The following is a 23,809-nucleotide window of genomic DNA, read 5'->3' on the forward strand; positions in this document are numbered from 1 at the left end:
AGTGATGTCTGAGAAGGTGTCCGAGAACGTCTATGGTTCGACCACTGCCGACGCTTCGGCGCCACGGCCCCGAATCCGCACCCACCACCTGCAGAAATGGAAGGCCGAAGGGCACAAGTGGGCCATGCTCACGGCCTACGACTACTCGACCGCACGCGTCTTCGACGACGCAGGCATCCCAGTGCTGCTGGTGGGCGACTCGGCTGCCAACGTCGTCTACGGCTACGACACCACGGTGCCGATCTCGATCGACGAGCTGATCCCGCTGGTCCGCGGTGTGGTGCGGGGGGCGCCGCACGCTCTGGTGGTGGCCGATCTGCCGTTCGGCAGCTACGAGGCGGGACCCCAGGCCGCCCTGGCCGCCGCCACCCGGTTCATGAAGGAAGGCGGCGCGCACGCCGTCAAGCTCGAAGGCGGTGAGCGGGTCGCCGGCCAGATCGCGCACCTCAGTGCCGCCGGCATCCCGGTAATGGCCCACATCGGCTTCACTCCGCAGAGCGTCAACACCCTCGGCGGGTTCAAGGTGCAGGGCCGCGGCGACGCCGCCGAGCAGACCATCGCCGACGCCATAGCCGTGGCCGAGGCCGGTGCGTTCGCCGTGGTGATGGAGATGGTGCCGGCTGAGCTGGCCACCCAGGTCACCGGCAAACTGACCATTCCGACGGTCGGGATCGGCGCCGGGCCGAACTGTGACGGGCAAGTGCTGGTCTGGCAGGACATGGCCGGACTCAGCGGCGGCAAGACCGCCCGGTTCGTCAAACGATTCGCCGATGTAGGTGGCGAATTACGAACGGCGGCACTGCAATACGCCGAAGAGGTCGCCACCGGGACGTTCCCGGCCGAAGAGCACTGCTTCTAGGCTTCTGGCCCGCGACACCCGGCGCGCCGGCTGCTGCCCGGGCGTAGGCGGCTGCGAGTCGTTCGCGAGCGTAACGTGGCTGCGATTTTGCGCTCCGGATTTCACCGTGGCGTTACGCTCGCGAGCACCCGGCGCGCCGGCTACTGGCCGGGCGTATCCCCCATCGCCAGCGGCTCCATCCCGCAGCGGGCCCGGAAGTCCACCAGCGGCCGGCGGATTCCCTGCAATTGCACGTAGGTCCCCGGGTTGGCGGCCATGTAGTCCTCCAGGGTCGCCCGCATCTCATCGCGGGGCACCTGCCGCAAACCGGTGAAAAAGTCGTTGACGTCCGGGTTGGCGAAGAAAAAGGCCGAGGCCGAGGCGGCGACGCCGGCCGATACCCTGGCCAGGTCCCCCGCGGTGCAGTTCACCGGCACCGGGTCCACATCCGGGTCCGCATTCGCCACACCGGCCGCCGTCGCGCCGCCACCCAAAACCAGCGCACCGCCGACCACCCCGACAGCAAGTCGGCCGGCAAAAACCCGGACATTCGACATCGACAGCTCCTTACCCCTGGCCCGCGGAAACCCCTGCTTAATAGTCACGCTACCGCACGCGAAACGCGCTCACTGCGACGGGATCAGCCGGCCTCGGCACCGCCGATGCCGCCCGCGGGGCCGTGATTTGCTCAGCGGGAATCGACAGCGGGCCGGCGACTCTAGAATGGCAATCCCGGGATGTGATCACCGACGATCGGCACCCGTGAACGAACTGTCACCACGGCTTGCCGCCGAGGTCTCCAGCGGAGAAGACATTGCCCATTCCCGTGCCCGACCAGGCGCGGCATCTCGAGGTCCAGCCCCCGGTCGATACAGCCAAGCCCGCTGGGCCGGACGACCCCGTTCGGCGCGAATTGGCCCGCCAAGTCACCGAGCTGCGGACCTGGGATCGTGCCGTGCGCGCAGACGCCGACGACGCCGTGCACCAGATGCGGGTGACCATCCGCATCATTCGCAGCCTGCTCAAGGAATCCACGGATCATTGCGCATTGGACGACGGCGCTCGGGTACACCGCGAGCTGCGCGAACTCGCCCGTGTGCTGGGCGAGGCCCGCGACGCCGAGGTGCTCGCCGAGCGCTACGAACGGGCGCTGAGCCGCTTGGATGCCGGGCTGGTTCGCGGGCCTGTCCGCCGGCGCCTGGTCGACGGCGCTCGCGAGCGGTACCGATTGGGACTGCGACGCTCACAGGCGGCGATGAACTCTGAGCGCTACTTCCGCCTGCTGGCTGCCCTGGACGCCCTCGACGCGACGGCGGCCAACCGGCCAATGGCCGCCGAGGGCGAGGCCCCTGTTCCGGTCACCCTGGATCACGCCTACCGGCGGGTGCGCAAAGCGGCCAAGGCCGCGCGGCGCGCCGCGGCCGGTACGCCGGAGTCCGGCCACGACGAACACCGTCGTGCGGCCGACGAAGCCCTGCACCGCATCCGCAAATACGCCAAACGTCTTCGATACACGGCGGCGGCGATCGGCGCCACCGACGTCGCCCAGCGGTCCAAGACCGTTCAATCGCTACTCGGCGATCACCAGGACAGCGTTGTCAGCCGCGAACATCTACTCGTCCAAGCCGACACCGCCCGCGCCGCGGGCGAAGACACCCTCACCTACGAACTGCTGTATCAGCAGGAGGCCGCCCTGGCCGAGTACAGCCGCCGGCTGGTGGGCCCGGCCCTGGCCGAGCTGCGCACCGCGATGCGGGAATACCGGCGCTGACTCTGCCCCGTTGACGCAAAAGTGCGAATGGACTGCGCCCTGAGCGCAGACTGAACACGCAGGGGGCTGGGCGGACGAGTTGGCCTGTAAGCCGGATTCTGTCCCGCACCACAGCAGCCGAAGCCGGCGGCGGTGCGGTGGCGACCATCCATCTGGGCACTCCGTTGCCGGGTACCTCGAGCGGCCCACCCGCAGACTCGGGCGAGCAGCCCTCGAACGTCTGCGCGGCCGCACCATCGGCGCGGCCTTCTTGGCCTTGCTTCGGGTGGGGTTTGCCAAGCCATTCCGGTCACCCGGAATGCTGGTGCGCTCTTACCGCACCGTTTCACCCTTACCACCGCGAGGATGGCGGTCTGTTCTCTGTGGCACTTTCCCGCGAGTCACCTCGGATTGCCGTTGGCAATCACCCTGCTCTGTGAAGTCCGGACTTTCCTCGACTCGGGCACAGAACTTCCGGAATCAACCGGAGCCCGACCCCAGCCGCGGCCGCCCGGCCAACTCGTCCGCGACCGACACGGTACCCGCTACCGGCATTTCCGACGAGTTCCGGGTCACCGGCACGACCGGGCTCGAGCCGAGTCGCGGGCTGCCCGCGTCACAGATAGGCGGTCTGATTGACCAGCCGCACCGACGTCGCACCGTCAGGGTAGAACTCGGCGATGCTCAACGACGCCAGGTCCAGGTGCAGCCGGTAGAGCAGGCCGGACCCGGCATCCAGCGCCATCCGCAGCAGCAGCTTGATCGGCGTGACATGAGAGACGACGAGCACGTTGTGGCCCTCGTGCTCGGCGACAATCCGGTCCCGGCCGCGGTGTACGCGCACCAACACGTCGTCGAAGCTCTCACCGCCCGGAGGCGCGGTGGCGGTGTCGCGCAGCCACCGTCGGTGCAGGTCGGGATCGCGGGCTGCGGCTTCGGCGAACGTCAGACCCTCCCAGGCGCCGAAATCTGTCTCGATCAGGTCCTCTTCGACGCTGGCCTCCCGACCCAGCGCCCGGGCCGCCGTCGTAGCGGTGTCCAGTGCCCGCTGCAGCGGCGAGGAGATCACCGCGGCGATTCCGCCACGCTGATTGAGATATCGGGCCGCCAAACCGGCTTGGCGCCAGCCGACTTCGTTCAACGGCGGGTTTCCGCGTCCGGAATAGCGGCGCTGCACCGACAATTCCGTCTGCCCGTGTCGCAGCAGCAACAGACGAGTGGGGGTTCCGCGGGCACCGGTCCATCCCGGTGCCGCGGGGATCGCCGTGGGCGTCGCCGCGGGTGTCGCCTCCGATGCCGTCTCCGACCTCCGCGCGGCTTCGGTGACCGGCACGACGGTCTTCGGCCCCTTCGCGCCCGCGCGGGACGCGGCATCCATCGCCTCGTTGGCCAACCTGTCGGCATGTTTGTTGCGCTCCCTGGGAATCCAGGAATAGTCGATCCGCAGAAAGTTCGCGGCGAGCGCCTGCGCCTGGGCGTGCAGGTCCACCAGGTCGGGGTGCTTGACCTTCCATCGCCCCGACATCTGCTCGACAACCAGCTTGGAGTCCATCAGCACCGACACCTCGGTGGCCCCCAATTTCACCGCGTCGTCCAGACCGGAGATCAGCCCGCGGTATTCGGCAACGTTGTTGGTGGCGCGGCCGATGGCCTGCTTGGATTCAGCCAGAATGGTCCGGCGATCCGCCGTCCACACCACCGCTCCATACCCGGCGGGCCCCGGATTGCCCCGAGAACCACCGTCGGCTTCGACGGTCACCTTCATTGCCCGGGGCCCCTGATCCGCAACAGAATCGCGCCGCATTCCGGGCAGCGCTGCACTTCGTCCTCGGCCGCCGCGGTGATGCCGGCAAGTTCGCTGCGGCCGATCTCGATCCGGCAGGCTCCGCAGCGATGGCCCAGCAGCTGCCCGGCTCCCGGGCCTCCGCCTGCACGTAGCCGTTCGTAGAGGGCCGCCAGATCGGGATTCAGCGAGGCGGCCAGTGCTTGCCGGCGCGACGAGTGCTCGGCCCGTGTGCGGTCGGCCTCGGCGAGCGCGGCGTCGAGGGCTTGGCCGGCCTCGGACGACTCAGCCGCCAGCCGGTCGACGGTCTCCTCCTCGCGGACCTGTTGGGCCTGCAAGTCTTCGCGGTGCTCCAGCACTTCCAGCAGGGTGTCCTCCAGACTGGCCTGGCGGCGCTGCAAGGTCTCCAATTCGTGCTGCAGGTCGGCCAACTGCTTGACATCGGTGGCCCCGGAAGCAAGCAGCCCGCGGTCGCGGTCTTCACGCTTGCGCACCGAGTCGATCTCCGTCTCGAAACGGGACACTTCGGCGTCCAGGTCGGCCATCGCAATGCCGATGGCCGCCAGCCGCTCACCCGCAGCGTCGCGTTCGCCCTGCACCCGCTCGTAGGCCTCGCGCTCGGGCAGATGGGTGATCCGGAAAGCGATCCGGGACAGCTCGGCATCCGCCCCGGCCAATTCGAGCAGCGAACGTTGCTGTGCCACTTCTGCTTTCATGACTGACCTCCCGATCTCATCGGCGAGATTCTTCCCCGGCGCCGGCGCCGGCGCCGACGCCGACCCCCAGATTCCACGGGTCGGTGCGGATGGCCGATACCCGCACCGGCAGCGAGGCCCCGAACCGGGATTCCAGCAGCGCGGCCGCCTGGCCGCACCAGGGAAATTCGCTCGCCCAGTGCGCAACGTCGATCAACGCGATCGGCGAAGCCCGACGATGCTCATCGGCCGGATGGTGCCGCAAATCGGCCGTCAGGTAAGCGTCCACACCCGCCGCCGCCACCGCGGCCAGCAGCGAATCGCCCGCTCCCCCGCACACCGCCACCCGCGACACCGGGAGATCGGGATCGCCCGCGGCGCGCACTCCCCACGACGTCGGAGGCAACGCGGCGTAAACGCGGCGCACGAAGTCGCGCAACGGTTCGGGCCGTGGCAGCGCGCCTACCCGCCCCAGTCCGGTGTCGGCGGGCGCCGGCGCCAGTGCGTAGACGTCGAAGGCCGGCTCCTCGTAGGGGTGCGCGGCCCGCATCGCCGCCAGCACCGCACCGCGCAATCGCGCGGGGGCCACGACTTCGAACCGCTCCTCGCGCACCTGCTCGACGGTGCCTACCCTGCCGATCGCCGGAGCCGCACCGGCTTGCGGCAGGAACTGCCCGATCCCGCTGACACTCCAGCTGCAGTGCGAATAGTCGCCGATGTGTCCGGCGCCCGCCGCGAAAACCGCGCCGCGTACCGCGTCGGCGTCCTCGCCGGGGACGTAGACCACCCACTTGTCCAGGCCGGCCGTCGCCGGTGACCCCTCGATGACCCCCTCGACCGTCAGGTCCAGCGCGCCGGCGAGTGCATCGGATACGCCCGGAGCTGCGGAATCCGCGTTGGTGTGCGCGGTGTACAGCGCCCGTCCCGAGCGCAGGAGCCGGTGGATCAGCGAGCCCTTGGGCGTGCTGGCCGCCACCGTGTCCACCCCGCGCAGCAGCAACGGATGATGCGCCAGCAACAGGCCCCCGTCGGGCACGTCGTCCACGACGGCCGGCGTCGCATCGACCGCCACGGTCACCGACGTCACACGGTCGGCCGGGTCGCCGCACACCAGACCAACCGAGTCCCACGACTGCGCCAGCCGAGGCGGGTACGCCTGCTCCAGCGTGTCGATCACGTCTGCCAATGGCACACTCATCGGCCGCTCCCACTGGGGTAGCGCGTCGAAACCGGACCTGCCACCAGGCAAACACTAGTGCGCCACCGCACGAACCGGGGACAGGGAGCCGTGCCGGCAGGAGTTCGGGCGGTCCATCCCACCGGTGCCCGGACCGGACGCGCAGCAGGCTGCGGCATCGACCAGAATGGGACCCGTGACACCTTCTCCGGGCCGGACCGGACTGCACGTGACGTTCGTGTGCACCGGCAACATCTGCCGTTCGCCGATGGCCGAGAAGATGTTCGCCCACCAGATCGAGCAGCGCGGCCTGGGTGAGGTCGTGCGGGTGACCAGCGCCGGCACCGGTCACTGGCACGTCGGCGAGGGAGCCGACGTGCGGGCGACGCGGGTGCTGAGCGACCACGGATACCCCACCGGCCACCGTGCCGCCCAAGTCGACGACGACCATCTATCGGCCGATCTGGTGGTGGCACTGGGTCGCAACCACGCCCTGATGCTGCGAGAGCTGGGGGTCCAGGCCCACCGGCTGCGGATGCTGCGGTCATTCGATCCGCGTTCGGGCACCTACGCCCCCGACGTCGAGGATCCCTACTACGGCGACCACGACGACTTCGAAGAGGCCTTCGCCGTCATCGAAGCCGCCCTGCCCGGGCTGCACGACTGGGTCGACGACAGACTCGCCCGGGACGGATCCGGCTGATGGCCGCGGCCGGCGGGCTTCGGCGTCTGGCGTTCCTGTTGCGGCCGGGCTGGATCGCGCTGTGGCTGGTGTGCATCGCATTCACCTACCTGTGCTTCACCGTGCTCGCCCCGTGGCAGCTGGGTAAGAACACCGCGACATCCCGGGAGAACCAGCAGATCGCCGATTCCCTGAATACCCCGCCGGTGCCGTTGAAAACACTGTTGTCGAAACAGGATTCGTCTGAGCTCGAAGCGCAGTGGCGTCGGGTGACCGCTACCGGGCACTACCTGTCGGACGTGCGGGTGCTGGCCCGGCTACGGGTGGTCGACTCCGGCCAGGCCTTTGAGGTCCTCGCACCGTTCGTCGTCGACGATGGACCGACCGTCCTGGTCAACCGCGGATACGTGCGCCCCGAGACCGGTTCCCATGTGCCGTCGATCCCGCCACCGCCGGAAGCCACGGTGACCATCACCGGCCGGCTGCGCGACTCAGAGGCGGAGGTTGCGGGCAAGAGTCCGTTCACCAGGGACGGCTACCGCCAGGTCTACTCGATCGACACCGCGCAGATCGCCGCGCTGACCGGGATTCGGCTGGCCGGGCCGTATCTGCAGCTGGTCGATGACCAGCCCGGCGGCCTCGGCGTGCTCGCGATACCGCGGCTGGACGCCGGGCCGTTCCTGTCCTACGGGCTGCAATGGATCCTGTTCGGTGTGGTCGCCCCGATTGCACTGGGATACTTCGTCTACGCCGAGATCCGCGCGCTGCGGCGGGAGCGGCAGCTGCGCCGCGGCGAGGACGGTGCCGGTTCCGCGGCAGGTGGGCCGGCCGGCGGGACCGGGGAGCCGTCGGCCGCGCAGCCCGGGCAGGATCCGCCGGCTGCGCAGCCCGGACCGGACACGCCGGATGCACCAGCCGCACCGGCCGTACCGGCCGTACCGGATGCACCGGATGCACCGGATGCACCGGCAACCGTCGAGGAGAAGCTCGCCGACCGCTACGGCCGCCGGCGATAGCGGCTGGGCCCCGGGCCCCCGGCTACTCGCGATGCGGCACGACCGCGTCGCAATCCCCCCCGGCCGCGCCTCGCCCGTGGTGTACTTCTTGGTATGGAATTGGACCCGCAGTGAAGCGGCCGGCGACCCGGGTTGTCGACCTGCTCAACCCCGCATCGCTACTCATGCCCGCAGCCAACGTGATCATGCAGCTGTCCCATCCCGGTGTGGGCTACGGCGTGCTGGAAAGCCCGGTCGACAGCGGGAACGTCTACAAGCATCCGTTCAAGCGTGCCCGCACCACCGGCACCTACCTGGCAGTGGCCACCATCGGGACCGAGGCCGACCGCAAGCTGATGCACGACGCCGTCGGCGCCGCCCACCGGCAGATCCGGTCGACGTCGTCAAGCCCGGTGTCCTACAACGCCTTCGACCGCAACCTACAACTGTGGGTGGTCGCCTGCCTGTACCGCTACTTCGTCGAACAGCACGAATACCTGCACGGCCCACTCGACGACGCCACCGCGGACGCGGTCTACCAGGACGCCAAGCGCCTGGGCACCACACTGCAGGTCCCCGACCATCTGTGGCCGGCCGACCGGGTCGCTTTCGATGAGTACTGGAAGCGGTCCCTGGACGAGCTGCAGATCGACCCGCCGGTGCGGGAGCATCTGCGCGGGGTCGCCTCGATGGCCTTCCTGCCCCTACCGATCCGCGCGCTGGCCGGACGGCTCAACCTGTTCGCGACGACGGGTTTTCTGGCCCCGGAGTTCCGCGCGCTGATGCGGCTGGACTGGTCGGGCTCCCAGCAGCGCCGGTTCGAACTCCTCTTGTCGGCGCTGCGGCTGGCCGACCGGCTGATTCCGCAGGAGGTCTGGGTTTTCGGCTACCAGCTGTCCCTCTGGGACATGCGGCTGCGAGCGCAACTCGGCCTGCCGGTCGTTTAGTACCGCGAGCGTAACGCCACGGCGAAATCCGGCGCCCGAAATCGCAGCTGCGTTACGCTCGCGAACGACTCGCAGCCGTCTGAGCCAGCCCCTGAGCCAAGGTGCGCATCATCTTGCCGGTGATCAGCCTCGATCCGGGCATCGAGGTGCGGTACTGCACCTCCCAGCTGATGGTGCTACCTCCCGACGGAGCGGCCTCGACGGTGACGAAGGAGTGGTACCGGCTCAGCCCGGGGGCACCTTGGGCCTTGTACTCGAAGCGGTACGGGGCCTCGGCGGCAACGACATGCTCGAGCACCGACATTTTCGCCGGGCCACCGGTCAGCCGGCGAACCAGGCCGACGCCATCGGCGTCACCATCGTGTAGGACTTCGCACGCCTCGAACGGCGCCCACTCGGCCATCCCCTCGTGGTCGACCAGCACGGCCCACACCTGCTCGGGTGTGGCGGCTGACGACGCGACCGCCTGGGCGCGGGTTACGGGCGGGTCCTTCTCGGTGAAACCCAGTTCGAGCAGGTTGAACGGGTCCACCGGCCAGGTACGCCCCTTGCTGCCGTGGAACAGCAGCTCGATGGAGAAGCCCATCGGGTCGTTGACGTAGTTGGCATGCCAGAACCGGTCGAGTGGGAACGACTTGATGGTGTTCGGGTAGATGCCGGAGTTCTCGCACTTGGCGACGAGCGCGTCCAGCGTCACCCGGTCCGGCGGCCCCAGTGCGACGTTGAAGATCCCGATGTCGCTGATGTGATACCCGACCGGCCACGGCTTGCCCACCGGGTCGCTGTATTTCACCACTTCGATCAGCCCATCACCGGCGCGCACCACGAAGGACTCGCGGCTGGCCCCGGCCAGCCCCCACAGCCCCTCGTGCTCGGGTGTGTGCAGATGGAAGTCGACCTCGGGCAACCCCATCACGTCGACCCAGGTCCGTCGCGCCTCATCGAGATCCGGCACCGACAGGGAGGCGAACCGCACCACAGTCGGCGTGGCCGGGCGCGGCGCCATGCCCGGGACCACCGGGTCGTCCTCCATGATCTCCAGCAGGGTTCCGTCGGGATCCTTGACGCAGACGCGGCGGGAGCCGACGTTCCCCATCGGTTCGGTGAGCAGCGCCACCTTCCGGCGACGGAGTCTCTCCAGGGTCGCGTCGAAATCGCTGACGTGGAAACCGACGATCGTGTAGCCGATGTCGCAGGGGCGCCAGCCGCGCGGAATCGGGTGCGCATAGGGCTTGGAGTATTCGAAGAGCTCCAGCTGGAATCCCGGTTTGCCGTCCAGGAGCCACCAGCAGATGCTGGTCGCACCCGGCACGCCCTGCACATCCTCGGACCCGAGTGACGGGATGAACATGTGCGTGCCACCGGCTTCGGTGAACCCGAACAGATCACGATGCCAACGTTGCGTGTGCTGGACATCACGGACGCTGAACGCGATTTGGACAAGTGGCAGAACGTCATTCATCGTGTCCCCCTCAGGCTAGTGACTTCGCCATGTCGACGATACGATCGGCATTGGGCAGCGCCGCGTACTCCAGATGCGGTGCGAACGGGATGGTCTGCTCGACCGCGACCCGCCCGTAGCGGACACTGGTCCCGGCTTCCAGCAGCAGTGCGGCCACCTCACCGGTGAGCCCGCCGCGGACGTAGTCCTCGTCGACGACGACCACGCGGCCGGTCTTGCCGACCTGCGTGACGATCGCCTCCTTGTCCAGCGGCGCCAGGGTGCGCAGGTCCACGACGGTGGCTTCGATACCGTCGGCGGCCAGGCGCTCGGCCGCCTCCAGGCTGCGATGCACACCCACACCCACCGACACCAGCGTCAGGTCGCCGCCCTCTCGCCGAACGGCCGCCTGCCCGAACGGAATCGGCTCGACCCGGTCGGGCACCTCACCGCGGACACCGTCCGCGGGCTGTACGCCGGTCAGGTTGACCGTGGGCCGTTGGTCGCCGCCGAGGTAATCCAGGATCTGCTGGTCGAGCAGCTTGGGCGTGAGGAAGACGGTGAACTCGTCGCTCTGCACCGCCGAGAGCATCAGGCCGGCGGCGTCGGCGGGTGTCGACGGCACCACCACCTCGGTCGACGGGTAGGAGGCCAGCGATCCCCACAGCGTCTGCTCGTGCTCGCCGCCGTCGGCGTACCAGCCGCCGACCCCGGCCCGCAGGACCATCGGCACGTTCCACCGTCCGCCGGAAAAGTCCTTGAACTTCGAGCCGGCGTTGACGATCGCCGACCAGCCGACAGTGCCGAAGTCGATCATGTACAGCTCCACCACCGGGCGCAGGCCGGCCATGGCCGCACCGATCCCGGCGTACATGAAGCCCTGCTCGGAGATCGCGGTGTCGCGCACCCGGTCCGGGCCGAAGCGGCTCAACAGCACCCGGCGCAGGACCTGGACGTCCTCGCCCCAGGTGACCACCGTCGAATCCGCGGCCATGGCCTGGCCGAGACCGTGGTCGACTGCCTCGTCGTAGCGCATGGTAGTCATCGGTTCACTCCTGTCGTGGTTACGCCGAAGCCGGCGCGCTGGCCGACGCGAGCGCGTGCTTCGGTGATTGCGGCGAGCACCTCGGCTCGCTCCTGGGCTTCGATTGCGTCCGCGGCATCCGCGTGGAGCAGCGATTGACCGCGGCGCAGGGGATCCTTGCGGGGGGTCATGCCGATGTCATAGGCGAATCGGGCAGCGCGGCGGCCGAATCCGGCCAGGGCGCGCAGTTTGTCGGTGCGCGACCCGCCTTCCTCGGCGGCCATGCCGGACTGCAGTTCAGGAACCCAGACGGACAGCTGCTTGCGCGGGTTGCGCAGCAGCCCGACCAGCGGGTCACCTTCGAAGTGGCCGCCGGGCCGGTGGCAGGTGACGTAGAGGAAGCCGGGGCCGCCACCACTTCGAGCTCGGTCGATGAGCCGTCCGGCCGCGGCGTGCACGTCGGCAACCTTGTGGCCCGGTGCGGTGGCGACCTTGAGGCCGAAACCGCGCGCCCGGCTGATCGGGTCACCGCCGGTCTGATCTTTGGACATGGTGGTGATGCCCCACTTGTTGTCCTTGCAGACGAACACCACCGGCAGGTTCCAGGCCACGGCCATGTTGTAGGACTCCATCAGCATGCCGGCGTTCATGGCGGCCTCACCGTGGAATGCGATCGCGACGCTGCCCGGATTCAACTGGGTGTGCGCGATCGCGTTGCCGACGGCCAGCGGGCCGGAGGCGCCGACGATACCGTCGGCACCGGACCGCAGATCGGGGTCGAAGATATGCATATGGCCGGCCATGCCGCTGGCAATGCCTTCATCGGAGCCCAGCACTTCGAGCATGAGGGCGGTGAGGTCCATGCCCCTGCCCACGAACGGCGCAGTGTTGCGGTGGTCGAGTGCCAGGGTGTCGGATTCGGACAGGTGGGCCAGCACGCCGGCGTTGATACCCTCTTCGCCGATGCCGGAGTGGTATTCCCCGGGGACCAGCCCCTCCTCCCATGCCTCGACCAGGGCCTCTTCGACCAGGCGCATTCGCACCATCATCCGGTAGACGCGAGCGGCGTCGATGGGACTCATCGCGCACCTTCCTTTCGCTGTCGGGGTACCGTCGGCTTTCAGCCTGCCGACGCAACGCGCCGAAGTCTTGACAGCAGCGTCCGAGTGCTTAACAGCAAAGGACATTCGCGGCGCGTACCGGCGTCAGACGGCTGCGCGTCTCCACTGCTCACGCAACGCCGCGGGGCTGGCGCCGAACCAGCGCCGGCAGGACCGCGAGAGCACGCTCTGCTCGGAGTACCCAAGCTCACGCGCCAGGTGGCTCAGCGCCATATCGGTGTCCCGCAGATAACGCTCGGCCATGTCACGCCGCACGTCGTCGACCACCGCGTTGAAATTCGTTCCCTCGGCCACCAGCCGGCGCCGAAACGCCTTGGGGTGCAACCTGAACTGCTCGGCGATCACCGGAACTGTGGCCGCACCCGCCGGTAACAGCTGTCGGATGAGTTCGCGTATCGAGGACGACATCGTCGGCGTCTGCTGGCCGACCACGGTGTCGAGATAGTCGAGGACCACCTGATGTGCCAGCTCGTCTCGCACCAAAGGCCGGTGCAGGTCCGCGGCGGCAATGCCGAATCCGGCCCGGCTCGACCCGAACCGCGGCGCGCACGAGTAGTAGCGCAGGTAGTCGGCGCGATCGCCGAGGGCGGCATGGGGCAGGTGCACCACCGTCGGCGAGTATCCCGAACCCAGCAGAAAACGCAGCACCCGCAACACCACGCCCAGTGACAATTCCGTGGTGTGCGGGTGTGCCGGCGCGTGCGGAACGAGGATCGTGAACTCCAGGAACGCAGCCTCATCGCCAGGCTCGCGACTGATCGTCGTGGAGATCGCGGGGCTGTAGGCGCCGAGGTACTGTTCGAAGGTCTCCAGGGCCTCAAGCACCGATTTCGAGGTGCGGGCCGCCAGCCCGACCGGCCCCAGAATCTCGATACCCTGACGCTGGGCCAGCCGACGGCCAAAGTCCGGCACGCCGGTGGCGGCTGCCGCGGATTCGACGGCGTGGATCAGCGACAGATACGTGAAGAAGCTGTCGAACCGGCCGACATCAACCCGCCGGATATCGGCACGAGTGAGCAGCTCATCCGGATCGCCGCCGAGTTCGGACACCAGCCCCGGGTAGCCGCTCAGGGATGTCCCCCGAATCACGGACATGTCCTCTACGATCAAGAAATTGGGCGCTGTTGTCAAGGCGGGCGGCCGCTGCGGGTCGGACCTGCACTTCGCCGCACACGGCCGCGAGTTCAACGCCGCCACCCAGGCAGCGGGTGGATTCGACGTGATGGACCTGAACCAACCGGTGATATTCGGCCACGAGTTCGTGGGCCGCATCGCCGCCTACGGGCACGACACCGCAGCGCGAATCCCAGTGGGCGGTCGCGTGGTTTCGGCGCCGTTCCTGCTGCACGAGCAGAAAATCACGCTCGGCGTAGCCGGCCCGGAGGCTCCCGGCGGCTACAGCGAGCGCATGCTGCTCTCCGAACCGCTGTTGATCGAAGTGCCCGACCACGTGCCCACCGAGCTGGCGGCGCTGACCGAACCCTTGGCGGTGGCCTACCGCACGGTGGCCCGGGTCGACACCAGCACCGAGGACGCCGCCCTGGTGATCGGCTGCGGGCCCATTGGATTGGCCGTCATCGCGGTGCTGAAGATGAAGGGTATCTCCCCGATCGTCGCATCGGACTTCTCCCCCGAAAGACGGGCGCTGGCAAGACAACTGGGTGTTGATGTGGTCGTCGACCCCAACGAGAGCTCCCCGTACGAGGCGTTCAGGGCGGCGGCGATGACCGACGACGGCGTCGCCGACGCCTTCGAACGCCTGCGCAACAGCCCGCGCGAAGCGAAGATCCTGATCGATCCGACCCGCTGACGGGTGCAACCTGCGCAAAGGACCGAACCTGGGGGAGGCCGAACCGCTCAACGCAATGCGATGACCAAACCCATGGAACGCGCATCCACGGCCGCACGCGCGGCTGCAATCGGGAGCCCACGCCAGGGGCAGGCCGCTCGCAGCTCGCGGCTCGCGGCTCGCGGCAGCGGCAGCGGCAGCGGCAGCGACCGGCACACTTGGACTCCTCCTCCCTGGCGTCGACTGTGAAGCCTTGGCGTCGACTGTGAAGCCAGGGCGTCAACTGTGAAGCCAGGGCGGGAAAATCGCCCGGATCGCGCCCTCACTTCACAGTGAAAGCCCTGTGTTCACAGTGAAAGCCCTGGCTTCACAATCAACGCGAGTCGCCTACCGGTCGGCGTCGACCCGGTCGGCGTCATACAAACCCGGCCCATCGACGGCCACCTTGGCTAGGAATTCCCGTGCGGCCCGATACCCAGACGCGATCAGCGGCAGCGCACCGGTGAAGTCCAAGGGTGAGACCGCCGCGGGCGGCGGCCCAGGCACCGCCAGCACCGGCACCTCGCGGGCGGCGACGGGCAGATCGCGGGAGACCTGCTGGCGAAGCTGGATCATGAACGCATACATCACCGCCTCCGGCAGATTCGCCGGCCGGGAGATCGGCTGGCCGGGGAACGAGCAGTCGAGCACGACGAGCGATCGGGCGCCCTGGTCGAGTGCCTGCCGGATGGGCACATTGACCCTGAGGCCGCCATCGAAGAAGTCACGGCCGTCGCGGGTGATCGCGGGGAACACCCCTGGAATCGCTGAACTCGCAAGCATGGCGCTCAACAGCGGGCCCGAATCCAGGACGACGGGCTCGGTGGTGTCGGCATCGACCGTCATCGCCAGATACGGGATGGCCAGCTCGGAGATGTCCGCGACACCGACCTCCCGCCGGATAAGCTCACTGATCCGCGGGCTGTCGTACAGGGTTGTACCCGGCCGGATCAGGGCACGCACCCGACGGGCAAAGGTCGTCGGCAGGATCTGATCGACATCCAGCTCTCGCCACAAGTGAGAGAGCCGGTTGGCAGCGCCCACGGGGTCGGCCGCGACCAGCGCGCCGTTTATCGCACCGATCGATGTTCCCGCTACGAGGTCGGCGAACACACCGACTTCGACCAGTGCTTCGAGCATCCCGACCTGGGCCGCACCCAGGCTCCCGCCACCCCCGAGCACGAAGCCGATCGGGTGTGGCAGCTACTCACCCAGGTTGCGCGGTCGACGGCCGCGTTCGGTCGGCGTCATCGCATCGGCCTCCTTCTCGTTGGGGCACATACCTGAGACCATTTCACCTGGGCGTGCGCCGTCTCCGCGCAAGGCAACAAGCCTTGCATACGAGCCTATGCCGTCAACAGCGAGAAGTCCTTTGCTGTCAAAAGTTAGTCCTCTATTGTCAAGCGCCGAGGGCCGCGGGGTGGCACATTGGAAGCCCCCCTTGATCCGGAACGCACTCGCGCCCGGCGTGCACTTCAAGCCGCTGCGCCTGGATATCGAACACGGCGAATGGGTGGTGCTGGCGATCTTCGAACCCGGCGCATCGGTGCCGCTGCACTACCACACCGGCGTCGCAGAGGTGTACACCCTGACCGGCTGCTGGCACTACTACGAGTACCCCGACCAGCTTCAGACCGTCGGGTCCTACCTGTACGAACCGGCCACGTCGGTGCACACCTTCGTCACCCCCGCGGACAACACCGAGGACACCCTGATCCTGGTCCGTGTCGTCGGCAGCAACATCAACTTCGACAACGACGGCAACTTCCACTCCATCCTGGCCACGGCCTCCATCGCCTTCCTGGCAGAGACGCTGGCCGCCGAGCAGAACCTCGGCCCGGTCAACTACATCGGCGGCGGCGCGGCCGGCTACACCGCCAACAACGCCTGATGTGCACCGTCTAGCAGCGTGATGAGCGCTCGATACCAACCTGTGAAATCGGGATCGATATTCGATCCACACCGAGGATGAAAGTAGCTGCAGAAGTGCCCGAGCCCACGAACCACCGATGGCTGCTTGCAAAGCGGCCCACCGGATTCGCGGGCCGGGAACATTTCGAGTTGCGTGCGACACCGTGCCCGCAATCGGCGAGGGTGAGTTTCTCGTCCGAAACCAGTGGCTGAGTTGCGATCCCGCGCAGCGGACGGGCGTCAAGAACCTGCTGAACCTCACGCTGCAGCGTGCCACCATGCGCGGTTTCCTCGTCTTCGACTACCTTGATCGGGTGCCGGCAGCTGCTGTCGACCCGACGACCTGGGCTGGCCAGGGAAAGATCAAGAACCAGATCGACGTGGTCGAGGGGTTCGAGAATGCCCCGGATGCCCTGCGGCGCCTCTTCACCGGCGAGAACGTCGGCAAGCAACTGGTCAAAATGGAGACCCGATAGCACCTCGACGGTGCGCCGCAAAATCTCCCGGAGCTGCACCGACACTGGTGGGCGCGGACGGTATCGAACCGCCGACCGCTGGTGTGTAAAACCAGAGCTCTACCACTGAGCTACGCGCCCTCTGCCCCGGCGCAGGCTACACGCCGGACCGCAACGCCGCCAATGCGTCGTTCCACAGCCGCGGATCGCGCGCCTCGCCCGGCCCGTTCATCTCGGCGAACCGGATGATCCCCGAGGTGTCGACGACGAAGGTGCCGCGGTTGGGGATCCCCGTCGCCTCGTTGAACACCCCGTAGGTCTGGCTGACCGCTCCGTGCGGCCAGAAGTCCGACAGCACCGGAAAGGTGAACCCGCTCTGGACAGCCCAGATCTTGTGCGTCGGCGGCGGCCCCACCGAGATGGCCAGCACGGCGCTGTCGTCGTTCTCGAAATCGGGCAGGTGATCGCGAACTTCGTCCAGTTCGCCCTGGCAGATCCCGGTGAACGCCAGCGGGAAGAACACCAGCAGGACGTTCTTGGCGCCGCGATAACCACTGAGCGCGACGGGCTGCTGGTTCTGGTCGCGCAGACTGAAGTCGGGGGCGGCCGTTCCAATGTCGAGCATCAGCGCTTCGACGTCCGTGACTTCGGCTGGACCATCTGGCTGGCGCTCCAATCGCCGAGGTTGACCGAGGAGGTGGGCATCAGGCCGGCGGTGGGCGCCGCCTCGGCGATGTCGGCGGGCAACACGTGGCCCACCCGTCCGGTCTTGGGGGTGAGAACCCAGATCACGCCGTCTTCGGCGAGCGGGGTGATCGCGTCCATCAGGATGTCCACCAAGTCGCCGTCGCCGTCGCGGTGCCACAGCAGCACGACGTCGACCACCTCGTCGGTATCCTCATCGAGCAGTTCGCCGCCGCACGCGTCCTCGATGTCGGCCCGGATGTCGTCGTCGGTGTCCTCGTCCCAGCCCCATTCCTGGACGATCTGGTCGGGTTGGATGCCCAGTTTGCGGGCGTAGCCCGGGGCGTCATCCGCCGCGACCACCGTGAAACCTCCTTCAGCCGACCGCACGGTACGTGATGGATGTAATCGTCGCACAGGCGCCGCCCGGCTTCATACGGCTAGCCCGAACACAGGGTCAGCGCCTCGCTCTTGGTGTCGTTGAGATTATCCACCCGCCTGTTGAACTCGCCGGTCGACGCATGGGTCCCGATCGCCTTGGCCACCTCGCGGGCTGCTGCGGTGTAGGCGTTGAAAGCGTCGCGCATCGACGCCGGCAGGGCATCGCCGTAACTGTTCTCCACCGAATCGGCACTGTCGTTGAGCGCCTCGATCGCCGGGCCCTCGGTGGGGCCGGTGCTGCGCTCGGCGTTGTAGGCGGCGACGAAGTCGTTGACCTTGTCGATGGCCTCTTCGCTGGTGGTGGCCATCACCTCACAGGACGTCCGCATCGCCCTAGTGGTCACCGATTGTTGCCGCTGGGACTCCCGTACCTGCGACGTCACCGACGACGCGGATATCGACATCGACACCGAGGTCCGGTAGGCCGGCGCGACGGCGGTGTCGGCCGCGCCCGCCCCGTCGGCAATCTTCGTGCAGCCGACGATCGCGGCCGCCAGCGCCGCAACGCAGCCCAGAACCAGGGCGCCTCGTTTGGGAATCTCCCCCGCGTGCCTGCCAGCGACCACACGCCATCCGATGAGCACGGGATGTGAGGTTACCGGGTCGCGATCCCTCCTGCCCCACAACCACCGACTTCCGTCCTGCACCCGGTACCCGGCGGTGGGTATCCACCGCAGTCCCCGGTACGGCACGATAGGGGAAGGCAGCCGCGCAATCCGTCAGACCGCCAACAATAGGAGCGGAAATTGACCACCGAGTCCACCCACCGGGATCTGTCCACAGCCGCGTCCGAGACCTCGGGCAACCCATCAGAACCCGACCGCGTGCGGGTGATCCGCGAGGGCGTGGCGTCGTATCTGCCCGACATCGATCCCGAGGAGACCTCGGAGTGGCTGGAGTCGTTCGACAAGCTGCTGGAGCGCTCCGGGCCGGCCCGCGCGCGCTACCTCATGCTGCGGATGCTGGAGCGAGCCGGTGAGCAGCGGGTCGCAATACCCGCGCTGACCTCGACCGACTACGTCAACACCATCCCCACCGAACTGGAGCCGTGGTTCCCCGGCGACGAGGACGTCGAGCGCCGCTACCGGACCTGGATCCGGTGGAACGCCGCAATCATGGTGCACCGCGCGCAACGACCCGGAGTGGGCGTCGGCGGCCACATCTCGACCTACGCCTCCTCGGCGGCACTCTACGAGGTCGGCTTCAACCACTTCTTCCGCGGCAAATCGGACCCCGGCGGAGGCGACCAGATATTCATCCAAGGGCATGCCTCCCCCGGGATCTACGCCCGCGCCTTCCTGGAGGGCCGGCTCAGCGCCGACCGTCTCGACGGATTCCGCCAGGAGCACAGCCATCCCGGCGGCGGGCTGCCGTCGTATCCGCACCCGCGGATGATGCCCGATTTCTGGGAATTCCCCACCGTGTCGATGGGCCTGGGGCCGCTCAATGCGATCTACCAGGCCAGGTTCAACCACTACCTGCACGATCGGGGCATCAAGGACACCGCCGGCCAGCATGTCTGGTGCTTCCTGGGCGACGGCGAGATGGACGAGCCGGAAAGCCGTGGGCTGGCGCACATCGGCGCGCTGGAGGGCCTGGACAACCTGACCTTCGTGATCAACTGCAACCTGCAGCGCCTCGACGGCCCGGTGCGCGGCAACGGCAAGATCATCCAGGAGCTGGAGTCGTTCTTCCGGGGAGCGGGCTGGAACGTCATCAAAGTGGTGTGGGGCCGGGAATGGGACGCCCTGCTGCACGCCGACCGCGACGGCGCACTGGTGAATCTGATGAACACCACCCCCGACGGCGACTACCAGACCTACAAGGCCAACGACGGAGCCTATGTGCGCGACCACTTCTTCGGGCGCGACCCGCGCACCAAGGCGCTGGTCAAAGACATGAGCGACTCCGAGATCTGGAACCTCAAGCGCGGCGGCCACGACTACCGCAAGGTCTATGCCGCCTACCACGCCGCGCTCGCGCACAAAGGACAGCCGACGGTGATCCTGGCCAAGACCATCAAGGGCTATTCGCTGGGTGCGCACTTCCAGGGCCGCAATGCCACCCACCAGATGAAGAAGCTCGCACTCGACGACCTCAAACGGTTCCGGGACTCGATGCGCATTCCGATCAGCGATGCCCAACTCGACGAGAACCCGTACCTGCCGCCGTACTACCACCCCGGGCCGGACACCCCGGAGATCCGGTACCTGCTGGACCGGCGCCGCGCCCTCGGCGGCTTCGTCCCCGAACGCCGGACCAAGGCCAAAGTGCTCAAGCTGCCCGGAGGCGACACCTACCGGGCCCTGAAGCGGGGATCCGGGAACCAGGAGGTCGCCACCACCATGGCCCTGGTGCGCACCTTCAAGGAACTGTTGCGGGACAAGGAAATCGGGAACCGGATCGTCCCGATCATTCCCGACGAGGCCCGCACCTTCGGCATGGACTCCTGGTTCCCGTCGCTGAAGATCTACAACCGCAACGGCCAGCTCTACACCGCCGTCGATGCCGAGCTGATGCTGGCCTACCGGGAAAGCGAGGTCGGCCACATCCTGCACGAGGGCATCAACGAGGCGGGATCGGTGGGCTCGTTCACCGCCGTGGGAACGTCGTATGCCACCCACGACGTCCCGATGATCCCCGTTTACATCTTCTATTCGATGTTCGGATTCCAGCGCACCGGCGACGGGTTCTGGGCAGCCGGAGACCAGATGGCGCGCGGGTTCGTCCTCGGGGCCACCGCAGGGCGAACCACGTTGACCGGAGAGGGCCTGCAGCACGCCGACGGCCATTCGCTGCTGATCGCCGCCACCAACCCGGCAGCGGTGTCCTACGATCCCGCGTTCGCCTACGAGGTCGCCTACATCGTCGAGAGCGGCCTGCAGCGGATGTTCGGCAAGGACCCGGAGAACGTCTTCTTCTACATCACCCTCTACAACGAGCCGTATGTGCAGCCGCCGGAGCCGGAGAACTTCGACCCCGAAGGCGTCCTGCGCGGTATCTACCGCTGCCACGCGGCAGCCGAACCGCGCAACAACTCCGCGCAGATACTGGCGTCGGGAGTGTCGGTGCCCGCCGCGCTGAAGGCCGCCGAAATGCTGGCCGCCCAGTGGGACGTCGCCGCCGACGTATGGTCGGTGACCAGCTGGAGCGAGCTCAACCGCGACGGTGTCGCGATCGAGAAGGAGCGTCTGCTTCATCCCGAACAGCCGGCGGGTGTCGCCTACCTGACCAGGGCGCTGGAAAACGCCCGCGGTCCGGTGGTAGCGGTGTCGGACTGGATGCGCGCGGTCCCCGAGCAGATCCGGCCGTGGGTGCCCGGCACCTACGTAACGCTGGGGACCGACGGGTTCGGCTTCTCCGATACCCGCCCGGCTGCCCGCCGCTACTTCAACACCGATGCCGAATCCCAGGTGGTCGCCGTGCTCGAAGCACTGGCCCGCGACGGCGAGATCGACCCGTCGGTGGCGGTCGCCGCAGCCCGCCAATACCGGATCGACGAGGTCCATGCCGCCGGGGAGCAGACGTCGGATCCGGGCGTGGCATAGCTGCCGCTGGCCGCTGGCCGTCGGCCATGTAAGGAATCGTTAAGACAAACCCGGCTGTTTGGTGAAATGTTCCAGATGGCAGGCGTAGCTTTTAGGGATGGGCGACAACCAGTTTGCGCAGATCGGGCACTCCCGGTCGCCGCTGGAAATGCTCGATGCCGTGCCCGACTCGTTGCTGCGGCGGTTGAAGCAGTATTCGGGCCGGCTGGCCACCGAGGCGGTCTCGGCCATGCACGAGCGACTGCCGTTCTTCGCCGACCTGGAAGCCTCGCAGCGCGCCAGCGTGGCACTGGTTGTGCAGACGGCGGTGGTCAACTTCGTCGAGTGGATGCAGGACCCGCACAGCAACGTCAGCTACACCGCAAAGGCGTTCGAACTGGTGCCCCAGGAGCTGACGCGGCGCATCGCGCTGCGCCACACCGTGGACATGGTGCGGGTCACCATGGACTTCTTCGAGGAGGCGGTGCCGCTGCTGGCCCGCTCCGACGAGCAGCTGACGGGCCTGACCGTGGGCATCCTCAAGTACAGCCGTGACCTGGCCTTCACCGCCGCCTCGGCCTACGCCGACGCCGCCGAGGCGCGGGGCGCCTGGGACAGCCGGATGGAGGCCAGCGTTGTCGACGCGGTAGTACGCGGCGACACCGGCCCCGAGTTGCTGTCCCGCGCCGCCGCCCTCAACTGGGATACCACCGCGCCGGCCACCGTGGTGGTGGGCACCCCGGCGCCCGGCGACGAGGGCACCGGCGAAGAAGACGCCAGCGACCGGGCAAGCCAGTACGCCCGCGATATCGCCGCACGGCACGGCCGCGCCGCGCTCACCGATGTGCACGGCACCTGGTTGGTGACCATCGTCTCCGGCCAGCTGTCGCACACCGACAAGTTCCTCAACGACCTACTCAAGGCGTTCTCAGCGGATCCGGTGGTCATCGGCCCGACGGCGCCGATGCTGACGGCGGCGTATCACAGTGCCAGCGAGGCGATCTCGGGGATGAACGCGGTGACCGGCTGGCGGGGCGCCCCCCGGCCCGTCCTGGCGCGGGAACTGCTGCCCGAGCGCGCCCTGATGGGTGACGCTTCGGCGATCGTGGCGCTGCACGCCGACGTCATGCGGCCGCTTTCCGACGCCGGGCCGACACTCATCGAAACCCTGGACGCCTACCTGGACTGCGGCGGCGCCATTGAGGCATGCGCCAGGAAGTTGTTCGTTCATCCAAACACCGTCCGATACCGGCTCAAGCGGATCGCCGACTTCACCGGGCGCGATCCCACCCGGCCTCGCGACGCATACGTGCTGCGGGTCGCGGCTACGGTGGGCCAACTCAACTATCCGACGCATCCGCCGAACCCGGCCGTCATCGCAGTCCCGCAGCTTAAACCGCCGGTCAGCGGGGTATCGGCATCGTAACGGCGCGATAGTGATTCAGATGACAGATCGCGGCCCCGTCTCAAACATGTAGCTTACCGGGGTGTTTTGTAGAATACATACAAAAACCTAAGACGAGGTTCATAATTTGGTACACCCCGCAAAACCGTCCTCACAGTGTTCTCTTAAACGCGTGATTGCATTTCTCGCGCCCGGACAGGGTTCCCAGACCGAGGGGATGTTGTCGTCGTGGCTGGAACTGCCCGGGGCGGCGGAGCAAGTCGACGCCTGGTCGCAGGCAAGCGGTCTCGATCTGGCGCGGCTGGGCACCACCGCGTCGACCGAGGAGATCACCGACACCGCGATCGCCCAACCGCTGATCGTCGCGGCGACCCTGCTCGCACACCAGCAGCTCACTACGCGTGGACTGCTGACGGGCGAAGACGTGATCGTGGCCGGCCACTCGGTCGGCGAGATCGCCGCCTACGCCATCGCCGGCGTGTTCGCCGCCGATGACGCCGTCATGCTGGCTGCGATTCGCGGCGCCGAGATGGCCAAGGCCTGCGCAGCCGAACCAACCGGGATGTCGGCCGTGCTCGGCGGTGACGAAAACGAGGTGCTGAACCGCCTTGACCAACTCGACCTGGTCCCGGCCAACCGCAACGCCGCCGGCCAGATCGTGGCCGCCGGCCGGCTCACCGCGCTGGAGAAGCTCGCCGAGGACCCGCCCGCCAAGGCCCGGGTACGAGCGCTGGGTGTGGCCGGAGCGTTCCACACCGAGTTCATGGCCGCCGCGCTGAACGGCTACGCCGCCGCCGCGGCGGGTATCGCAACGGCCGAGCCCACCGCCACCCTGCTGTCCAACTACGACGGCAAGCCGGTGGCCGGCGCCGCCGCGGCGATGCGGGCGCTGGTCGCTCAGCTGACCCGGCCGGTGCGCTGGGATCTGTGCACCGCATATATGCGCGAGCACGATGTGTCGGCGATCGTGGAGTTCCCGCCCGCGGGCACGCTCACCGGTATCGCCAAACGCGAACTTCGGGGAACTCCGGCGCGCGCCGTCAAGTCCCCCGCAGACCTGGACGAGCTGGCGGCACCGTAGCCGCCGGCACTCGAAGCCAGAACC

22 protein-coding genes, 1 tRNA gene, 1 other RNA gene and 1 pseudogene are annotated in these 23,809 nt (G+C 67.9%); 11 read left to right on the forward strand and 14 right to left on the reverse strand.

Features of this window, described 5'->3' with window-relative positions; translation table 11 throughout:
* Window positions 1-4: 4 nt before the first annotated feature.
* Window positions 5-859 carry a 3-methyl-2-oxobutanoate hydroxymethyltransferase gene (gene panB / locus ACK5M9_RS11450; protein ID WP_416893286.1) on the forward strand — a complete coding sequence of 285 codons (855 nt, stop codon included), beginning with the start codon at window positions 5-7 and terminating at the stop codon, window positions 857-859.
* A 140-nt stretch (window positions 860-999) separates the two neighbouring features.
* Here panB and ACK5M9_RS11455 read toward each other — a convergent pair whose 3' ends face one another.
* Entirely contained in the window at window positions 1,000-1,395 is a 396-nt protein-coding gene (locus ACK5M9_RS11455) for a hemophore-related protein (protein WP_416893287.1), read from the reverse strand.
* A gap of 323 nt (window positions 1,396-1,718) precedes the next feature.
* On the opposite strand from ACK5M9_RS11455, the pseudogene ACK5M9_RS11460 reads away from it, so the two are divergent.
* A pseudogene (locus ACK5M9_RS11460) lies at window positions 1,719-2,609 on the forward strand (CHAD domain-containing protein); the annotation flags it as partial.
* A 71-nt stretch (window positions 2,610-2,680) separates the two neighbouring features.
* On the opposite strand, the gene rnpB reads toward ACK5M9_RS11460, so the two are convergent.
* The 4 genes from rnpB to ACK5M9_RS11480 form a co-directional block, all read right to left on the reverse strand.
* An RNA gene (gene rnpB, locus ACK5M9_RS11465) (RNase P RNA component class A) lies at window positions 2,681-3,111 on the reverse strand.
* 93 nt (window positions 3,112-3,204) lie between these two features.
* Window positions 3,205-4,353, reverse strand: a complete 1,149-nt coding sequence (locus ACK5M9_RS11470; protein ID WP_416893288.1) for a bifunctional RNase H/acid phosphatase — start codon at window positions 4,351-4,353, stop codon at window positions 3,205-3,207.
* Window positions 4,350-5,087 carry a zinc ribbon domain-containing protein gene (locus tag ACK5M9_RS11475; protein ID WP_416893289.1) on the reverse strand — a complete coding sequence of 246 codons (738 nt, stop codon included), beginning with the start codon at window positions 5,085-5,087 and terminating at the stop codon, window positions 4,350-4,352. The genes ACK5M9_RS11470 and ACK5M9_RS11475 overlap by 4 nt, the downstream gene beginning before the upstream one ends.
* A gap of 16 nt (window positions 5,088-5,103) precedes the next feature.
* A complete protein-coding gene (locus tag ACK5M9_RS11480) occupies window positions 5,104-6,264 on the reverse strand; it encodes a Nif3-like dinuclear metal center hexameric protein (RefSeq protein ID WP_416893290.1) in 1,161 nt (386 codons plus the stop codon).
* A gap of 202 nt (window positions 6,265-6,466) precedes the next feature.
* Here ACK5M9_RS11480 and ACK5M9_RS11485 point away from each other — a divergent pair, with 202 nt between their 5' ends.
* The 3 genes from ACK5M9_RS11485 to ACK5M9_RS11495 all read left to right on the forward strand — a co-directional run bounded on the left by ACK5M9_RS11485 (window position 6,467) and on the right by ACK5M9_RS11495 (window position 8,867).
* Window positions 6,467-6,946: a low molecular weight protein-tyrosine-phosphatase gene (locus tag ACK5M9_RS11485; protein WP_416893323.1), complete on the forward strand. Its 480-nt coding sequence runs from the start codon at window positions 6,467-6,469 to the stop codon at window positions 6,944-6,946.
* Window positions 6,946-7,941, forward strand: a complete 996-nt coding sequence (locus tag ACK5M9_RS11490; RefSeq protein WP_416893291.1) for an SURF1 family protein — start codon at window positions 6,946-6,948, stop codon at window positions 7,939-7,941. The genes ACK5M9_RS11485 and ACK5M9_RS11490 overlap by 1 nt, the downstream gene beginning before the upstream one ends.
* Before the next feature lie 110 nt (window positions 7,942-8,051).
* Window positions 8,052-8,867, forward strand: a complete 816-nt coding sequence (locus ACK5M9_RS11495) for an oxygenase MpaB family protein (RefSeq protein WP_416893292.1) — start codon at window positions 8,052-8,054, stop codon at window positions 8,865-8,867.
* 52 nt (window positions 8,868-8,919) lie between these two features.
* On the opposite strand, the gene ACK5M9_RS11500 is transcribed toward ACK5M9_RS11495, so the two are convergent.
* The 4 genes from ACK5M9_RS11500 to ACK5M9_RS11515 form a co-directional block, all read right to left on the reverse strand.
* Window positions 8,920-10,329, reverse strand: a complete 1,410-nt coding sequence (locus ACK5M9_RS11500) for an SRPBCC family protein (protein WP_416893293.1) — start codon at window positions 10,327-10,329, stop codon at window positions 8,920-8,922.
* A 10-nt stretch (window positions 10,330-10,339) separates the two neighbouring features.
* The gene (locus ACK5M9_RS11505) at window positions 10,340-11,353 is read right to left on the reverse strand and encodes an alpha-ketoacid dehydrogenase subunit beta (RefSeq protein ID WP_416893294.1); all 1,014 of its coding nucleotides are present in this window, start codon (window positions 11,351-11,353) and stop codon (window positions 10,340-10,342) included.
* Complete coding sequence (locus tag ACK5M9_RS11510) at window positions 11,350-12,414, reverse strand: thiamine pyrophosphate-dependent dehydrogenase E1 component subunit alpha (protein ID WP_416893295.1); 1,065 nt, start codon at window positions 12,412-12,414, stop codon at window positions 11,350-11,352. Before ACK5M9_RS11510 ends, ACK5M9_RS11505 begins: the two co-directional genes overlap by 4 nt.
* Before the next feature lie 123 nt (window positions 12,415-12,537).
* Window positions 12,538-13,548, reverse strand: coding sequence for an AraC family transcriptional regulator (locus ACK5M9_RS11515; RefSeq protein ID WP_416893296.1), 1,011 nt, complete (start codon window positions 13,546-13,548; stop codon window positions 12,538-12,540).
* A gap of 19 nt (window positions 13,549-13,567) precedes the next feature.
* Here ACK5M9_RS11515 and ACK5M9_RS11520 point away from each other — a divergent pair, with 19 nt between their 5' ends.
* Window positions 13,568-14,263: a zinc-binding dehydrogenase gene (locus ACK5M9_RS11520; RefSeq protein ID WP_416893297.1), complete on the forward strand. Its 696-nt coding sequence runs from the start codon at window positions 13,568-13,570 to the stop codon at window positions 14,261-14,263.
* 366 nt (window positions 14,264-14,629) lie between these two features.
* On the opposite strand, the gene ACK5M9_RS11525 is transcribed toward ACK5M9_RS11520, so the two are convergent.
* Entirely contained in the window at window positions 14,630-15,463 is an 834-nt protein-coding gene (locus tag ACK5M9_RS11525) for a patatin-like phospholipase family protein (RefSeq protein WP_416893298.1), read from the reverse strand.
* A gap of 259 nt (window positions 15,464-15,722) precedes the next feature.
* Between ACK5M9_RS11525 and ACK5M9_RS11530 the strand changes: the two genes are divergently transcribed.
* Together ACK5M9_RS11530 and ACK5M9_RS11535 are read left to right on the forward strand one after the other, a co-directional pair.
* Window positions 15,723-16,172, forward strand: coding sequence for a 2,4'-dihydroxyacetophenone dioxygenase family protein (locus ACK5M9_RS11530; protein WP_416893299.1), 450 nt, complete (start codon window positions 15,723-15,725; stop codon window positions 16,170-16,172).
* A gap of 118 nt (window positions 16,173-16,290) precedes the next feature.
* Complete coding sequence (locus ACK5M9_RS11535) at window positions 16,291-16,668, forward strand: hypothetical protein (protein ID WP_416893300.1); 378 nt, start codon at window positions 16,291-16,293, stop codon at window positions 16,666-16,668.
* 45 nt (window positions 16,669-16,713) lie between these two features.
* Here ACK5M9_RS11535 and ACK5M9_RS11540 read toward each other — a convergent pair.
* From ACK5M9_RS11540 to ACK5M9_RS11555, 4 genes are all read right to left on the reverse strand, one after another.
* Window positions 16,714-16,788, reverse strand: a tRNA-Val gene (locus tag ACK5M9_RS11540).
* Window positions 16,789-16,804: 16 nt separating this feature from the next.
* A complete protein-coding gene (locus ACK5M9_RS11545; protein WP_416893324.1) occupies window positions 16,805-17,272 on the reverse strand; it encodes a peroxiredoxin in 468 nt (155 codons plus the stop codon).
* Window positions 17,272-17,694 (reverse strand): DUF3052 domain-containing protein, encoded by a 423-nt coding sequence (locus ACK5M9_RS11550; protein ID WP_416893301.1) that lies wholly within the window; start codon window positions 17,692-17,694, stop codon window positions 17,272-17,274. Before ACK5M9_RS11550 ends, ACK5M9_RS11545 begins: the two co-directional genes overlap by 1 nt.
* Window positions 17,695-17,771: 77 nt before the next feature.
* Window positions 17,772-18,356: a hypothetical protein gene (locus ACK5M9_RS11555; protein WP_416893302.1), complete on the reverse strand. Its 585-nt coding sequence runs from the start codon at window positions 18,354-18,356 to the stop codon at window positions 17,772-17,774.
* 162 nt (window positions 18,357-18,518) lie between these two features.
* On the opposite strand from ACK5M9_RS11555, the gene aceE reads away from it, so the two are divergent.
* The 3 genes from aceE (at window position 18,519) to ACK5M9_RS11570 (ending at window position 23,785) form a co-directional block, all read left to right on the forward strand.
* The gene (aceE, locus tag ACK5M9_RS11560) at window positions 18,519-21,320 is read left to right on the forward strand and encodes a pyruvate dehydrogenase (acetyl-transferring), homodimeric type (RefSeq protein WP_416893303.1); all 2,802 of its coding nucleotides are present in this window, start codon (window positions 18,519-18,521) and stop codon (window positions 21,318-21,320) included.
* A 97-nt stretch (window positions 21,321-21,417) separates the two neighbouring features.
* Entirely contained in the window at window positions 21,418-22,725 is a 1,308-nt protein-coding gene (locus tag ACK5M9_RS11565) for a PucR family transcriptional regulator (protein WP_416893304.1), read from the forward strand.
* Between the two features lie 151 nt (window positions 22,726-22,876).
* Window positions 22,877-23,785: an ACP S-malonyltransferase gene (locus tag ACK5M9_RS11570; protein WP_416893305.1), complete on the forward strand. Its 909-nt coding sequence runs from the start codon at window positions 22,877-22,879 to the stop codon at window positions 23,783-23,785.
* The last annotated feature ends 24 nt before the right edge of the window (window positions 23,786-23,809 follow it).

The organism is Mycobacterium sp. (assembly GCF_047975165.1).
In the GTDB taxonomy this organism is placed as follows: domain Bacteria; phylum Actinomycetota; class Actinomycetes; order Mycobacteriales; family Mycobacteriaceae; genus Mycobacterium.

Excerpts from the sequence above, each read along its gene's own strand:
- panB (WP_416893286.1), top strand. The coding sequence starts at position 5 with ATGTCTGAGAAGGTGTCCGAGAACGTCTATGGTTCGACCACTGCCGAC.
- ACK5M9_RS11455 (WP_416893287.1), bottom strand. The coding sequence starts at position 1,395 with ATGTCGAATGTCCGGGTTTTTGCCGGCCGACTTGCTGTCGGGGTGGTC.
- ACK5M9_RS11470 (WP_416893288.1), bottom strand. The coding sequence starts at position 4,353 with ATGAAGGTGACCGTCGAAGCCGACGGTGGTTCTCGGGGCAATCCGGGG.
- ACK5M9_RS11475 (WP_416893289.1), bottom strand. The coding sequence starts at position 5,087 with ATGAAAGCAGAAGTGGCACAGCAACGTTCGCTGCTCGAATTGGCCGGG.
- ACK5M9_RS11480 (WP_416893290.1), bottom strand. The coding sequence starts at position 6,264 with ATGAGTGTGCCATTGGCAGACGTGATCGACACGCTGGAGCAGGCGTAC.
- ACK5M9_RS11490 (WP_416893291.1), top strand. The coding sequence starts at position 6,946 with ATGGCCGCGGCCGGCGGGCTTCGGCGTCTGGCGTTCCTGTTGCGGCCG.
- ACK5M9_RS11500 (WP_416893293.1), bottom strand. The coding sequence starts at position 10,329 with ATGAATGACGTTCTGCCACTTGTCCAAATCGCGTTCAGCGTCCGTGAT.
- ACK5M9_RS11505 (WP_416893294.1), bottom strand. The coding sequence starts at position 11,353 with ATGACTACCATGCGCTACGACGAGGCAGTCGACCACGGTCTCGGCCAG.
- ACK5M9_RS11510 (WP_416893295.1), bottom strand. The coding sequence starts at position 12,414 with ATGAGTCCCATCGACGCCGCTCGCGTCTACCGGATGATGGTGCGAATG.
- ACK5M9_RS11515 (WP_416893296.1), bottom strand. The coding sequence starts at position 13,548 with ATGTCCGTGATTCGGGGGACATCCCTGAGCGGCTACCCGGGGCTGGTG.
- ACK5M9_RS11535 (WP_416893300.1), top strand. The coding sequence starts at position 16,291 with ATGGCTGCTTGCAAAGCGGCCCACCGGATTCGCGGGCCGGGAACATTT.
- ACK5M9_RS11545 (WP_416893324.1), bottom strand. The coding sequence starts at position 17,272 with ATGCTCGACATTGGAACGGCCGCCCCCGACTTCAGTCTGCGCGACCAG.
- ACK5M9_RS11565 (WP_416893304.1), top strand. The coding sequence starts at position 21,418 with ATGGGCGACAACCAGTTTGCGCAGATCGGGCACTCCCGGTCGCCGCTG.